Below are 14,476 nucleotides of genomic sequence, written 5' to 3' on the forward strand. Positions count from 1 at the left end.
TCATGGAACCCTCCAGGGAGAGTGATGACACCGAACGTGATTCAGCATTCGTTCGTGCATTACTCGCTCATACCCACAAGCCTAAACTTTGACGTTGACGTTAAGGTCAAGCTGCAGGTCCGAGACATACATCACTGCATCGATAAGGGCTTGGCGCATGTGAGGGGCCGCGAACGGGTTCCGGTCGCCAACGATCATATAGATGGCTGCTTTTAGAGAGGGCTTTGCTGAACAGGCTCGGTGCATTATGGCTTGCTGTTCTCCGGGCCCTCAATAGGCCGACCCCTGAATACCGATACTGATCTGCTGCAATGGAGAGGATGATCTTCTTGCTGTGTTCGGCGGCCTGACAGTAGCCGTAATGTCTCCAGCCATGCCGGCGGAGTTGCAGTGGCTGCACATAGACTGGTTACATCATTGGCGTTCCGGCAACCCGTGTTGGCCACCCGCCCGTGGTCATGCTGAGATGCCTCCCGGGATCTGCGGGCGACACTCGCGTCGAAGCAATGCATTGTCAGTTCAAGTGCCCGACGAATCGTTGCCACTTCTACGTCAAGCACGCCCCTGGCGGCGAACCCAGCCTCGTTGCCACGTAAGGACGTTCACGGTTGTCGCCCATCTTCTGCTTGGGAGTTGGAGCCCCTGAGAAGCGGGGCTGGAGCGGTGCTACCGGGTAAGGTGCTGGCGGCGACTGTGGCCTGAAGCTTCCGAGGCCGTTCAGGCCCGGCTCACACAACCCTTTTCAAATAGCATTCAATCTCATTCTTACTGTGCGAGAGAAACTCAATGCGGGCCTGCAGATTTTCGAGTTCCGTCCGCAGCAGGCCGGCCATCTCGCTGTTCGGCTGTGGCGGTAATTCCGCCGCCGGCCCCTGCACACAGGGCAGGAGCAGCCGGATGAGGCGGGTGGGAAGACCCGCATCGAGAAGGCCGCGGATTTGCTGTACCTGCTGTACGGACTCCTCGGCATACTCCCGGTAATTGTTTGACGACCGGATGGGGTGCAGGAGGTCCTGCTCTTCGTAGTAGCGCAACTGCCTGGTTGTCACGCCGGACTCGCGGGCGAGGTCTCCGATGCGCATGTGATGTATCCCTCCAGATATGAGCTTGACCTTAACGTCAACGTCAAACTTTACAGTAGTGGACATGGATACCCCAACATCAGTCGACGTAGTCGGCGCTGCTCCCCGCCCATGGTCAGAACACCCCGGCCTGGCCGCCGCTTTTCGCCCCGATGGCATGACCATTGGTGTGATCACTCCGTTGGAAGGCTTTGACGGTCCTGTTCCAGGGCTGGAGAACCATGCCGGTCTGATCCAGGACGCGGAGAAGGCCGGATTTGCAACCGTTTGGGTGCGCGATGTCCCGCTGCTTGACCCGAGCTTCGGAGATACCGGTCAGGTCTTCGACACCTGGGCGTACCTCGGTTATCTTGCCGCCAAGACAGAACGCATCAGTCTCGGAACGTCCAGTGTGGTGCTGCCGCTTCGCCACCCATTGGACACTGCGAAGGCTGCGTCCAGCATCGACCACCTTTCGGGCGGGCGGCTCCTTCTCGGTGTGGCCACCGGTGACCGGGCAGTTGAGTTCCCGGCCTATGGTGTCGACCATGAAAGCCGGGGCGAGCGTTTCCGCGAGTCCCTGTCCGTTCTGCGACAGGTTACGGAGAACCGCTTTCCCGAGGTTGCCTCATCATTGGGCGCAATGCGCGGAACGGACCTGCTGCCTAAGCCAACCCACTCGAGGCTTCCCGTCTTTATGACTGGCCGGGGACGCCAGGAATTGGAATGGATAGCCCAAAATGCCGACGGGTGGCTGTTTTACACGTTGCCGCCTGAGCAGCAGGAGCTGAATATCCAGCAGTGGCGCCGTCTTACAGCCCATCGTGGGGAGGCCGGGTATAAGCCCTTCAACCAGGCAACGTATATCGACCTGTCTGAAAACCCGAAGGCCATGCCGCGTGCTATCCACCAGGGGCTGTCCCTCGGACGCGAGCCTCTGCTCAAGTTCCTCAAAGCCTGGGAGAGTATCGGCATCGACCAGTTGATGATCAATTTCAAACACAGCCGCCGTCCGGTAGCCGACGTCATCCAGGAATTCGGCGAATATATCCTGCCGCACTTCCCCGCTGGAACACCGGTAACCGCAGCAAAGGTGAGCGCCTAGGATGCAGCCCCGTAACGCTCCGACCACAGATATTGCAACCTCGTCCTACGATTCCGTTTCGAGGCTTATCACTGACCTGCATACGGCTATGGAAGCCGGTGACACAGAGAAACTCGAATTTAGTTTCACGCCCGACGCGGAGGCAAGTTTCAGCCACTTAGGGCAATTCCGCGGAGCATCGAGTATCGCTTCCGCTCTGACGCGCATGGCTCCACCGTTGCACATCGTCCGGTACCGCATCACCAATCCGTACATTGCCCTCGAACAGGACCACGGCCAGCAAAGCGCCTACCTGCTCGGCACCCTGGCCACGCCGAATGTTGATGGCAGCCTCAACGCGTTCCTCTTTGGCGGGCACTACATCGTGACGTATGCCCTGACAAAAGACGGATGGCGGATAACGCGTCTCAGTTTCACTCTCGATTGGCACCATGGTAACGCTGATCATGTCCCAGCCTGGTCCCTTGAAAGCGCATCCTCAGGTGGTCCGTCAGAACCGCTGATCGTGAGTGAGCTCGACGCTCCTTGGCGGGCAGTGCCGAGCCCGGATGCCGGAAAGAGCCCCGAGCAACTGGTGAGTGAAGCGTACATCCGGTATGCCTGGGGACTTGACCAGGCCGACTTCGAGCTCATGGCATCCGCCTTCACGGACGATGCCAGAGCCGACATGGTGCCGTTCGGAAACATGGAGGGACGCCGGGAAATTATAGGTTCCCTAAAGGCGCTCCGAATTGGCCAGCCTTACATGCAGCACGCGGCCTCGAACTTCACTGTGGACATCCAGGGGACCAACGCAACCATGGACATCTACCGCGTCGTGCCGTTCATGCCGACATTGGAGACCTTGGACGCCCCGATTTTCGGGGCGAGGTACGAAAGCCGCCTCAGATTGGAAGATGGCGTCTGGAAGTTCGAATGGTTGCGCTACTTCCCTGGATGGACCAACACCGCCCGGGAGAACGTCTCTCAGTAGCCGGCCGCCGGGCATCCGATCAGGCCAAGACCCCGCAGGCCCGGCCCAACCGTGAGGAACACTTATGAACGCACCGATGACAGCGGGGGTCGTCGGTTCGAATCCGACAGGGGGCTCTTAGTTTGGCTCTGACGCGAAGATTGAATTCGCGTCAGAGTCCGCTGCTGCGGTCAGCTAACGCGGTCGAGGGTCACTTGGTAGCCCATGGTTTCGAGCTGGTGGACTGCCCGGCTCTTTGCCCGTTCCGGCTGTAAACGGGTGTAGAAATCGCTGCCGGGGTCCTCGTAGAGGGTCCCGTCCATGCCCATGTGCCATATCGAGACGAGCATTGTGTGCTGGATCGCGACGTTTGCCTTCTGCGGACCCCGCCGGGAAGCGATCCGACGGTATCGGGCGCCGAGGTAGGTTGTCGGGTTCTGTGCACAGGCCATTGCCGCGGCGCCAAGGGCTCCTTGGAGGTAGGGGTTGCCTGGACGGGTCCTGGTGGATTTGACCCGTCCAGCGGACTCGTTACTGCCCGGGGTCGTGCCGGCCCAGGATGCAAGGTGGCCGGGTGTGGGGAATCTGGACATGTCCCCTCCGATTTCGGCGATGATCACGTCGGCGGTCAAGACGCTGATGCCGGGAATGGTGGTGATCAGCTCTCGGAATCCTTGAAGGGGTTTGATCACCGCTTGGATACGCGCGGTGATGTCCTCGATCGCGGCCGAGTGCCGGTCGATCAGGTCCAATGCACCTGGGCGAGGAACGCGTGGTGCTCGCTGAACTGGCCGGTCAGCGCCTCGATCAGCTCCGGGATCTTCGAGCGCAGCCGTCGCTTGGCCAGGTCCGCGAGGACGGAGGGGTCGCGCTGGCCCTCGATCAGGGACTCGAGCATCAGCCGTCCGGAAACACCGGTGATGTCGGAGGCCACCGCGGAGAGTTTGATCCCGGCGTCTTCGAGGAGTTTCTCGAGCCGCTGGATCTCACGGCCTCGTTCACGGGTGATCGCGGTCCGGGCCCTGGTCAGGTCCCGTAATCTACGGATCGGCTCCGGTGGAACAAACGAACCGCGCACCAGGCCGTGCGCACCGAGCTGAGCTAGCCAGGTGGCGTCGGAGACATCGGTTTTGCGGCCTGGAAGATTCTTCACGTGCCGGGCGTTGACCAACATCACCTCGACGCCCGGCAGGTCTTCGAGCAGGTAGTAGAAGGGCTTCCAGTAGTCTCCGGTCGCTTCCATCACCACACAGGTGACCCTCTCAGCGGCAAGGTGTTCTCGCAATGCGAGGATCTGGTTGGTCATCGAGGCCCAGGTCGTCACTGTCTCGGTTGTTTTGCGACGCCCTGACGCGGCGATCCGGACACAGACCTTTGCGTCCCTCTTGGAGATGTCGAGCCCGGCACAACGGACATGGACGACTTCCATGGCTACTTCCTCCTCCATATCAAACAGGACCATCACTGATGTCCGTCGCGGGGAGGGCAGGGTCATCGTTGAGCAGATGCCTTTGGTCCGTCGCGTTGGCGGACAGAAGCTTCCATAAAGATAGCAATGATCTATAGGAAAAACGAGAGTAGTTCGATAAGCGGATACAGCCGACGGTTTTCCATTTCCGCCGGAAGTCCTGCCATTGCAAGTTCCCCTATATGATCACTATTATCTAACTGATAAACGTCATCACTGGTGAGCTGATGCGGGAGGCCTTGTTCAGCCAGGCGAACCGTCCGGCAACCATTTCCCACAGCGCTCCGTATTGCATAGATGCAAACCGAGCGCGGATAGGAGCATTCCGATGCAGCCGTCAACTCCTCAGCAACAGCCGTGGTTCGCCCTCGTCACCGGAGCTGCAAGTGGCATCGGACGAGCCACAGCACTCAAATTCGCTGCTGCCGGGGCAACCGGAGTCGCGTGCCTTGATGTCCATGTCGAAGGCAATGCATCGACTTCAGGTGAGGTGGAGTTGGCCGGTGCCCGCGCTTTGGAAGTCACCTTAGATCTGGGCGACTACGACTCGATCGTGGCAGCATACGAAACCGTTCACCAAGAATTTGGACGCCTCGACGCGGCCGCTCACGTTGGGGGCTACTCGTGGCGCGGCGATACGTTGGGTGTGACCCCGCAGGAGTGGGACAGGGTTGTGGGGGTGAACCTCCGGGGCACCTTCTTCTGTTGCCAGCAAGCTCTTGCCATCATGTATCCCCAAGGCTCGGGCGGCATCGTCAACATGTCTGCCGATGCCGCCTTCGATCCAATCCATGGCTACAGTGTCCAGGCGGCAGCGAAGGGGGGTGTGGTCCCGCTGACCAAGGCCCTCGCGTTCGAGGCTGCGCGGCGGGGGGTCCGTGTCAACGCGGTCAGTCCTGGGATTACGCGCGTCAAACGGAGCGGTTTCGTACCCGACAGAGGAGCACCTGTGGTCGTTCCCGGTGGCCTGGCGGCTGATTCAAGCGAAGGGCTTGAGCAGCACACCGGCGCCGGGCGATGGATGGAGACGGACGAGATTGCCTCCGTTATTGCTTTCTTGGCCGGTCCGGCCTCCTCCGGCGTGAACGGTGAACTCGTCCGCATCAATGGCGGCCCATATCCTACACTGGAGTTCTAATGGATACATTGAGCCCGTCAACGACGGCCCTCCTCATCATAGATATGCTGCCGTTCATTGTCCGGCTTGATACCTCCCCCCGCGATGGGCGCACTGTGCTCGGTGCCTGCGTCCAGGTCGCCAACGCGTGCAGGCGGGAAGGTGCAATGGTGGTCCTTGTAGAACCGGGCGGGTCCGCCCGGGCCGAGCAGCTCACCGACTCATCTGTGCCGCCCATCCCGGTGGGTCCGGACGATCGGACGTGGCCCGAAGCGCTCGGCCCACGCGAAGGGGATGTCGTCGTTGCCAAGCCGAGGTGGGGTGCCTTCCACGAAACCCACCTGGACAATAATTTGCGGGGGCGGGGCATCGATACCGTGCTGATCTGCGGCATCGCGACGGACTTCGGCGTCGAAGCCACTGTGCGGCAGGCCTATGACCTGGGATTTAACGTGGTAGTCGTCGAGGACGCGACGGCGGCATTTACCTCAGAGGCCCACGAAGCTGCATGCCGTCACAGGCTTCCCGTCCTCGCGCGTATCCGCACGGCCGATCACGTCGCCGAGGCGCTCGGACGGGGCCGGAAACATGCCACGACCCGCATGAATGCCCCTACTTGAGTGAGTAGAAAACCTCAGACTTAACCCAGACCTCGAATTCTGCGGCCGCCTCAATAAGTGCACGTCCTTCGACTCCGTCAGCTGCCAGCCAGAGGGCCGAATCATCGGCCATTGCCTGGTCGACCATTCCAACTCGAATGGTTTTGCCGTTCTGTCGAATTTCCACTGTGGACCCGAGGAGCCGGCTCCACTTTTGATACTGGTACATGGGTAGCTTCACCTGCCTAAAAGTTGCTGCATATTGTCACACTTGGCTTGCGATTCGGGGGGGCCAGCGCCAATCCCCACGGCGTTGTCAGATCCCCTCCAGCAGGATGGCGGTGCCTTGGCCCACGCCGACGCACATGGTGGCAAGACCCAGCTTGCGTGCCTCGCCGGCCAATTCGCGTTCTATGCGCCCCAGCAGTGTGACCACAAGCCGGGAACCAGACGAGCCGAGAGGATGGCCCAACGCGATTGCGCCGCCGTCGGCATTTACTCTTTCCTCCGCAAGCCGGAGATCGCGCATCACAGCGAGCGATTGGGAAGCGAAGGCCTCGTTGAGTTCCACCGCGCCGAGGCTGTTGACGGAGACCCCTGCGCGGTCAAGGACCTTGAGTGTGGCCGGAACCGGGCCGATGCCCATGAGTTCGGGCGAAACGCCCGCCGAACCGCCGCCCAGAATCCGCGCCCGTGGAGTCAGCCCGTACTTCTTGACCGCCGCCTCGGAGGCGACGATGATAGCGGATGCACCGTCGTTGAGCGATGAGGCGTTGCCGGCGGTCACCACCGAACCACCTTGGACCACAGAACGCAGGCCGGAAAGGACGTCCATGGTGGTGCCGGGGCGAGGTCCTTCATCTGTGCCGACCACCGTCTCTGCGCGCTTGCGGCCCGTAATCGTGACGGGCACGATTTCCGCGTTAAAGCGGCCGGCATCAATGGCGGCCAGGGCGCGCTCGTGGGAGCGAACCGCGAAAGCGTCGCAGTCATCCCGCGTGGTGCCGTAGACGCGGGCCACTTCCTCGGCTGTCTCGGGCATGGAGAAGGCCGCCTTTCCTGCATGAGAGAGCGGCCCTTTCATAAACGCGGGATTGACGAAACGCCAGCCAATGGAGGTGTCGAAAGCGGCTCCGGGTTTGGCGAAGGGCTTGTCTGGTTTCTCCATCACCCACGGGGCGCGGCTCATCGATTCCACGCCGCCGGCGATTACAACCTCGGCGGCCCCCGCCTTCACCATGTGGCCAGCCATGATCACCGCGCTCAGGCCGGAGGCACAAAGACGGTTTACTGTGATGCCGGGAACGTAGTCCGGGTATCCGTTCAGCAGCCAGGCCATCCTCGCTACATTGCGGTTTTCTTCACCCGCGCCGTTGGCATTGCCGAGGATGACCTCATCCACCACCTCCGGGTCTAAACCGGTGCGTTCGACGGCGGCACGCACTGTGAGTGCCGCAAGGTCGTCAGGGCGGACAGAGGACAGTGCGCCGCCGTAGCGGCCGACAGGGGTGCGGACGCCGCCGATCAGGAAGGCCTCAGGCATTGTGTTTCCAATCAATGTTGTTGGTTAGCGGGAACGCGGCTGACCGGTACGCCGGATCAGCCGGCATGCCCATGCGGCTCACTCGGATGGACGCTGGCCGGGTATAGAGGAGCTCAGGAGTGCCAGGAGGAGCCCGATGCCCATGGCCGCGGCTCCTGCAAAGGCGAGCAGATTAAAGGCAAGCGCTGTGGCGGCCGCGCCGAGGACTGCTGCGGCCGAAATGACCGCGGCGTTGACGGAGTTCCCAAGGGAGGAACCGATCTGCCTGAACAGGTTGTTGACACCGTTGACCGCCGATGTGGTGCCGGGTGGAAGGTGAGGGGCCAGGAGCATGGGAATAGTGGCGAAAGCCATGGAGGTGCCAACGGAAACCAGTGCGAAGCCGATGGCCAGTTGCCAAGGCTGTTCCGGCCAGAGGGCGCGGGCCACGTTGCCCGTGATCGAGAACAGCAATGCACAGACCAGTACCGTGCGGCTGCCCAGCCGTCGCGTCATCACTGCCACGGGACCGATCAGCAGGAGCCCGATTGTGGTTGCGGGAAGCATGAGCAGCCCGGCCATGAGGAGATCGCCTCCGAAGCCGGGCTTGGGGAAGACCACAACTTGTATGGCCGATGCGAAATTGCCAAACATCGTGAATCCGACAAGCAGGCCCAGAACGTGGAGCCGTGCCACCTGCGGACGTGCCAGGAGTCGGAGATCAACCACTGGGTCAAGCGCACTTCGCTGGTGGATGACCCATGGAATGCCTATGACTGGGATCAGGCAGCATACGACGATGAAAACCGGGCTTGAGAACCCCCACTCCGTGGAATAGGTAACTGCTGTGAGGAGCAGTGCTGCCGCGAGGGCCACGCCCAGGGACCCCACGATGTCCAGACGCCCTAGGCCCCGGGGGCCGGCAGGTACGAATACCGCCGTAGTGGACATGCCGAGGATGCCGAGGCCTGCGGACACCCAGAAGATACTTCGCCAGTCGCCCGCTTGGACGAGGACGCCGGCCATCGGCACGCCGATGCCGGCTCCGACTCCCATCATGGCGCCGATCGACGCTGTGGCGGTGGCTATGTTTTTCCCCGAGAGTGATTCACGGGCGATCCCCAGTGCGAGGGCGATGCATCCCACGGCGACGCCTTGAAGGACGCGGCCCGCGATGAGTATGGGCAAATTCCACGCAATTGCGCAGAGCACGGATCCGACCGTGAGGGAGCCGAGCGCCAGGAGCATCACCCGTTTCTTCCCATAGATCTCTCCGGCGCGCCCGAGGACAGGGTTGGCAATCGCCCCGGCAAGCGTGGCGCCGGTCGCAGCCCAGGAGCTTGCCGAGATGGATTCGTGAAACAAACTGGGCATAAGCGGGACGAGCGGCAAGGCCAGAGTCTGCATGATGGAGACGATGGCTGCCGAGTAGGTCAGAGTGATGATGGCGAGACCCTGGGTGCGCCGCGGCGTCCTGGTGTGTTCGAGGAGTGTCATAGGGCGTGGGTTCCGGTGTGTTCAGTGGCAGGGGTCCGGGAGTTCCCGGGCCCCTGCCAGCCTGTGTTGGTCTACTGGTGCGTGGGTGTTATTGGTTTTTCGCTAGCCAGACCTTTTCCCATTGGACGCCGCTGGAGGGGGCTTGGAAGCCTCCGACCTTCGGGCTGAACATGTAGTTGAATTCGTACCGTTCAACGAAGACGTCCGGTACGAGGGCCACGAGACGTTCCTGCGCGGTTTTGTAGGCGGCTTTGCGCTGGGCCGGATCGGCCGTGTTGCGGCCTTGGTCCAGGGCCTTGTCGAGGACGGGGTCGTTGATGCCTGACCAGTTCTGTTTGCCGGTGCTGTAGTACTGGTTGTAGAGCGTGGGTTCGAAGTCGTCGCCGTAGGCTGCGTAGCTGACGGCTTGGAAGTCATGGGAGACAAGGGCCGGGGCCAGGGCTGTGTTCTGGATCGCCTGGAAGGTGACCTCGACGTTTTTGTAGCTTGAGAGTTGTGCCTGGATGAGTTCGAAGGCTTGCTGCAGGACGGTGGTGGAAGTCAGCTTGAACTTGACGGGGCCGCCGGTCCTGGCGGCGTAGTCGTTGAACAACTGCTGTGCTTGCGCCTTGTTTTGCTGGGCGGAGAGGAACTTCACGTCGGGTTCGTAGAACGGGGTCCCGTCGACAAACATGGTGGTCGGGGCCGGGCTGGTGCCCTGACTGATGACCTCGTTCAGTTGGCCGAGGTCGAGGGCCATGGCCACCCCTTTGCGCGCTTCGGCGTCGTTGAACGGTGCGACCCGGGTGTTGAAGATCATGTTGATGCCGCCGCCGTAGGGCTTCGTGAAGACCTGGGCGCCTTGGTCCGCCGCTCGTTTGGCCGAAGGTGTGCTGGGGCCGGCCATGGCAGCATCGGCTTGCCCGGCGGTGAAGGTGTTCAGGCGTTGTTCCTCATCGGAGACCTGCCGGATGTTCATGGAGTCGAGGTAGGGCATGCCTTCCTGCCAGTATTTGGGGTTACGGACGAGGCGCAGCTCGCTGTCCCTGGTCCAGCTCTGGACCATGAACGGCCCGGCTCCGACGGGCTTGATCGCGAAGTCCTTGCCGAGCGCCTTGATGGCGGTGGGGGATCCGATCATTGACAAGTAGCGGGCGACGGTCTGGGGGAAGGAACGGTACTGCTTCGAGAGCGTTATGGACAGGACCAGGTCACTCTTGATAGCCAGGCCCGCCACGTTTGCCATGCCGGCTGCGTTGGGGGCGCCGTTCGCCGGATCGGCCATGCGTTCCCAGTTGAACTTGACGGCGGCGGCGTCGTACGGGGTTCCGTCGGTGAAGGCAATGCCTTTCTTAATGGTCAGGTCCCAGTGCACGCCGTCATCGGAGGTGAGTGATTCGGCGGTCTTCATGACGGGTCTTCCGCTGGTGTCCTGGTACATCAGGGTGTCGAAGATTGCTTCGCCCTGATCGGTATCACCGCTTTGGTTGCCGAAATGCATCTTGATCGGGTCCAGGCCCGCGGACTCGTTAAAGGACAAGTAGGTGAACGAACCGCCATGGACGGGATCGCCCGTCGGTCCACTTGAGGGGGTGGCCGCCGCGTCGGAGGAACATGAGGCCAAGCTCAATGCCAGGAGCCCGGCCACGGATGCGGCCAGGGCACCTTTGAGCCGTCGGTGCTGTCGATTTGTCATGTGGACGCTCTTTCTCATCGTCGAGTAGATGCCTTTGCCCCGTGGCAGAGGACAGAAGCTTTTGAGAAAGATAGCAATGATCTATATGAAAATCTAGGGTTGTCTCACGAGAAGGCCCAGAACTCCCGGGTGGCGAAGCTCCAGTGCGATCTTCTTGACCGGCAACGATCTATATAGTTCAATTAGCTTACTGATTTAGAAGTTAATGCCTACGATCGAAGGTGCACGTACATGACCGAGAGCGAATCCGCCCTGACTGTCACCAAGCGCGAGGGCTATGAGATTTGGACCATGCAGCTTGCCCCAGTCAACGCCATCAATCCTGAGCTGCTGACGGAGCTTCGTGCGGCGATCGCCGCCGCCTCGGCCGACCCCGAGGTAAGCGCAGTGGTGCTGGCGAGCAGCCTGCGGGTCTTCTCTGCCGGCGCCGATGCCGCATGGATGGCTGCCATGGTTCAGGAGAACGGTACGGGCGGCCTGCTGGAGGCCTTCAATACGACCATGGACGACTTCCGCGAGGTCTGCATGGAGATTCGCAGGATGCCGGCCCTGGTCATCGCTGCCCTCGACGGTCACGTAGTCGCCGGTGGCCTTGAGCTCGCCGCGGCATGCGACCTGCGGTTCTGCGCAGCCAACGACAAGATCCAGCTGAGCGTCCCGGAAATGGACCTCTTCGGTGCAATGCCGACCGGCGGTGGCGGTGCGCAGTTCCTGACCAGGCTGTGCGGGGCGAGCCGGGCGCTGGACCTCATCCTGGATGCCAAACCTGTCAACCCCGGACGCGCCTTGACCGTGGGCCTCGTCGACCGCCTTATCGACGACGGAACGGCCCAAGAGGCTGCGGAGCGATTCGCGGCGGAGGTTGCCCGAAAGGCCGGCCGCATCGGAGTACACGCCGCCAAGCGGTCGGTCCATATAGGATCCGAACTCCCGCTCGAGGCTGCCCTTGCCTTCGATCAGTCCGTCCACTGGGACGCCATGCGTCGCGGGAACTTCATCCCCGGCGTCGAGGCTTTCGTGGCCAAATACGGGGTTTCGCGCTCATGACCGCCTCCGCGATCATCGGCGTCGGCATGACCAAGTTCGGCAAGTACATCGACACGCCCCTGCACACCCTCGCTGCCGATGCAATTGACTTGGCACTTGCCGATGCAGGCGTCGAAATTGCCGAGATCGACATGGTGTTTGCCGCCAACGCCATGGCATCGATCACCACGGGCCAGGTCTGCGTCGTGGGCCAGTCGGTGCTCCGCCCTTACGGATTCTCCTCGATCCCCGTCTTCAATGTGGATAACGCATGTGCCGGATCTTCGAGCGCATTGTCACTGGCAGCCCAGGCAATTGCGGCAGGCGAGGCGAAAACCGTACTGGTTTTCGGCGTCGAAAAACTCTACTCCGAGGACAGAACCCTGGCGTTCCGCGCACTTAATGGTGCGATCGACGTGCCCACGTTTGAAGCGACAGGAATCGACGCCGCGCGGGGCAGTGCGTTTGTTTCGAGCATCTACCCGCAGCGGCTGCAAGCGTACAAGGCGAAATGGGGACTTGATCCCATGGCTCTTGCGCAAGTCGCCGTGAAGAACCGTAGCAATGCTGCCCTTAACCCGCAGGCGCAGTACACCGACGCCATCACCACCGAAGATGTCCTTTCCGCCCGGATGGTGACCGAGCCCCTGACGACCCTGATGTGCGCGCCCATCGGCGACGGCGCATCCGCCCTCGTGGTCACCAGCGCCGATCGGGCCATAGGCGGGCGCACGGTGTGGTTGCTCGCTTCTGCCATTGCCATGGGCGGGGGCGAAGGGTCCAGCATCGCGTACGCTGCCAACCGCGCCTACCGACGAGCCGGCATTGGACCTCGAGACATTGACGTTGCCGAGGTCCACGATTCCGTGGCCTTCAACGAACTCCTTGCCTACGAGGAACTGGGACTGTGTGAGCCCGGCCAAGGCACGCGGATGATCTTGGACGGCGAGACGCATCTGGGCGGCAGGATCCCTGTCAATACGAGCGGGGGCCTGGAATCCAGGGGCCATCCGGTGGCGGCTACAGGTGGTGCCCAGATCATCGAACTCGTGCAGCAACTGAGGGGTGAGGCGGGCCAACGCCAGGTGCCCGACGCCCGCATAGGTGTCGCCGAGAACGCCGGAGGTTACGCCCTGAACGACACCGCCTCAATCGCGATTACTGTGCTCGCCAGCGACGCGTCCCACAGGATGGCATCATGAACGGCTCCCAGCGACTCGCAATCGTCGGTGCCTCATACGGGGCAGTCTCGATGGCCGAAGCCGCGCGTCGTGGAGGCTGGGCCGGCCCCATCACCATCGTTTCCTCGGAATCCTACGCACCGTACGAGCGGCCCGCCCTGTCAAAGAGCTTCCTCGAGACCGGGGCGGAGCCGTCCGGGATCGCCCTCAAGGGCGAGGCGTTCTATACCCGCAACGGCATCGAATTGATGACTGGGACCATCGTCACGGATATCGACCTCGGCTCAAGGATGCTGACGATGGATGGTTCGTCGAGGCTGGATTTCAAGGCCTTGGCGCTGGCCACCGGTTCCCGACCCCGGGCTCTTCCGGTGCCCGGGGCCGAGCTCGACGGAGTGTTGAGTGTTTCCACTATCGAAGACGCGTTCGCGCTGCGGGAACGGCTCGACTCGGCGGAGTCGGTCGTGATCGTTGGTGCCGGATTCATTGGCCTTGAGATCGGCGCGACCCTTCGGACCCTCGGTAAATCCGTCGATGTGCTTGAAGCCGCTCCGCGCATCATGGGCAGGGCACTGTCGCCGTCAGCAGCCGCGTTCCTTGCCGACATGCATGCCACCCACGGAGTGCGTATCCACACCGGCGCAGCTTGCGCCGCCTTCGAAGGCGCCAACGGAAGTGTCAAGGCGGTCCGACTGGGTTCGGGGGCGCTCCTGCCCGCCGATCTAGTGATCGTTGGTGTCGGGGCTGTTGCCCGGACCGAACTTGCCCAACAAACCGGTCTCCAGATCGTTTCCGGTGGCATCAATGTCGATTCCTCGATGCGTACGAATGCGCCGGACGTCTATGCGATGGGGGACTGTGCCTCCTTCAAGACACGTTTTGCCCAAGGCTCCGCTCCGTTGCGGCTGGAATCGGTGCAGAACGCTACCGACCAAGGACGGACCGCAGGTGCCGTCGTCGCCGGCGCGTCCGCGGAGTATGACTCCGTGCCCTGGTTCTGGACCGAGCAATACAGCTTCAAGATGCAGATGGCCGGGCTGCTCCGCGAGGGAACCCGCGAACTGCAAAGAGGAGAGCCCGGATCCGGAGTGTTTTCACTCTTGCACGTCGACGCCGAGCACCGGCTCGTCGCGGCCGAGTCCGTTGGCAGTCCCGCGGATCACGTAGCGGCCCGCGCGATGATCGGAGCGACGATCGACGTCGAGGCCGCCACCGACACCTGCATACCCCTGAAGCAGGCCATCCCGGCCATGTCCGTTTGAGAGTTAGGAAA

At 62.0% G+C, this 14,476-nt stretch carries 12 protein-coding genes and 1 pseudogene; 7 read left to right on the top strand and 6 right to left on the bottom strand.

The window, feature by feature from the left end; translation table 11 throughout:
- Positions 1 to 728: 728 nt before the first annotated feature.
- The gene (locus tag AB0323_RS20220; RefSeq protein ID WP_366178923.1) at positions 729 to 1,082 is read right to left on the bottom strand and encodes a MerR family transcriptional regulator; all 354 of its coding nucleotides are present in this window, start codon (positions 1,080 to 1,082) and stop codon (positions 729 to 731) included.
- Between the two features lie 64 nt (positions 1,083 to 1,146).
- On the opposite strand from AB0323_RS20220, the gene AB0323_RS20225 reads away from it, so the two are divergent.
- Together AB0323_RS20225 and AB0323_RS20230 are read left to right on the top strand one after the other, a co-directional pair.
- Positions 1,147 to 2,166 carry an LLM class oxidoreductase gene (locus AB0323_RS20225; protein WP_366178924.1) on the top strand — a complete coding sequence of 340 codons (1,020 nt, stop codon included), beginning with the start codon at positions 1,147 to 1,149 and terminating at the stop codon, positions 2,164 to 2,166.
- 1 nt (position 2,167) lies between these two features.
- Positions 2,168 to 3,139 (top strand): nuclear transport factor 2 family protein, encoded by a 972-nt coding sequence (locus AB0323_RS20230; RefSeq protein ID WP_366178925.1) that lies wholly within the window; start codon positions 2,168 to 2,170, stop codon positions 3,137 to 3,139.
- Between the two features lie 170 nt (positions 3,140 to 3,309).
- Here the strand turns inward: AB0323_RS20230 and AB0323_RS20235 are convergent.
- Positions 3,310 to 4,547: pseudogene (locus AB0323_RS20235) on the bottom strand (IS110 family transposase).
- 367 nt (positions 4,548 to 4,914) lie between these two features.
- Here AB0323_RS20235 and AB0323_RS20240 point away from each other — a divergent pair.
- Entirely contained in the window at positions 4,915 to 5,724 is an 810-nt protein-coding gene (locus tag AB0323_RS20240; RefSeq protein WP_366178926.1) for an SDR family oxidoreductase, read from the top strand.
- Positions 5,724 to 6,323 (top strand): isochorismatase family protein, encoded by a 600-nt coding sequence (locus AB0323_RS20245; RefSeq protein WP_366178927.1) that lies wholly within the window; start codon positions 5,724 to 5,726, stop codon positions 6,321 to 6,323. The genes AB0323_RS20240 and AB0323_RS20245 overlap by 1 nt, the downstream gene beginning before the upstream one ends.
- Here AB0323_RS20245 and AB0323_RS20250 read toward each other — a convergent pair.
- The 4 genes from AB0323_RS20250 to AB0323_RS20265 form a co-directional block, all read right to left on the bottom strand.
- The gene (locus AB0323_RS20250) at positions 6,316 to 6,531 is read right to left on the bottom strand and encodes a hypothetical protein (RefSeq protein ID WP_366178928.1); all 216 of its coding nucleotides are present in this window, start codon (positions 6,529 to 6,531) and stop codon (positions 6,316 to 6,318) included. The genes AB0323_RS20245 and AB0323_RS20250 overlap by 8 nt on opposite strands.
- Positions 6,532 to 6,618: 87 nt before the next feature.
- Positions 6,619 to 7,845: an acetyl-CoA C-acyltransferase gene (locus AB0323_RS20255; RefSeq protein ID WP_366178929.1), complete on the bottom strand. Its 1,227-nt coding sequence runs from the start codon at positions 7,843 to 7,845 to the stop codon at positions 6,619 to 6,621.
- Positions 7,846 to 7,923: 78 nt separating this feature from the next.
- The gene (locus AB0323_RS20260) at positions 7,924 to 9,321 is read right to left on the bottom strand and encodes an MFS transporter (protein WP_366178930.1); all 1,398 of its coding nucleotides are present in this window, start codon (positions 9,319 to 9,321) and stop codon (positions 7,924 to 7,926) included.
- A gap of 88 nt (positions 9,322 to 9,409) precedes the next feature.
- A complete protein-coding gene (locus AB0323_RS20265) occupies positions 9,410 to 10,996 on the bottom strand; it encodes an ABC transporter substrate-binding protein (protein WP_366178931.1) in 1,587 nt (528 codons plus the stop codon).
- A 231-nt stretch (positions 10,997 to 11,227) separates the two neighbouring features.
- Between AB0323_RS20265 and AB0323_RS20270 the strand changes: the two genes are divergently transcribed.
- From AB0323_RS20270 to AB0323_RS20280, 3 genes are read left to right on the top strand one after another with little or no spacing between them, the layout of a single operon-like run.
- Entirely contained in the window at positions 11,228 to 12,043 is an 816-nt protein-coding gene (locus AB0323_RS20270) for an enoyl-CoA hydratase/isomerase family protein (protein WP_366178932.1), read from the top strand.
- A complete protein-coding gene (locus AB0323_RS20275) occupies positions 12,040 to 13,224 on the top strand; it encodes a thiolase family protein (protein WP_366178933.1) in 1,185 nt (394 codons plus the stop codon). Before AB0323_RS20270 ends, AB0323_RS20275 begins: the two co-directional genes overlap by 4 nt.
- A complete protein-coding gene (locus AB0323_RS20280) occupies positions 13,221 to 14,465 on the top strand; it encodes an FAD-dependent oxidoreductase (protein ID WP_366178934.1) in 1,245 nt (414 codons plus the stop codon). The genes AB0323_RS20275 and AB0323_RS20280 overlap by 4 nt, the downstream gene beginning before the upstream one ends.
- Positions 14,466 to 14,476 lie beyond the last annotated feature (11 nt).

The organism is Arthrobacter sp. NPDC080031, assembly GCF_040702485.1.
GTDB lineage: Bacteria > Actinomycetota > Actinomycetes > Actinomycetales > Micrococcaceae > Arthrobacter.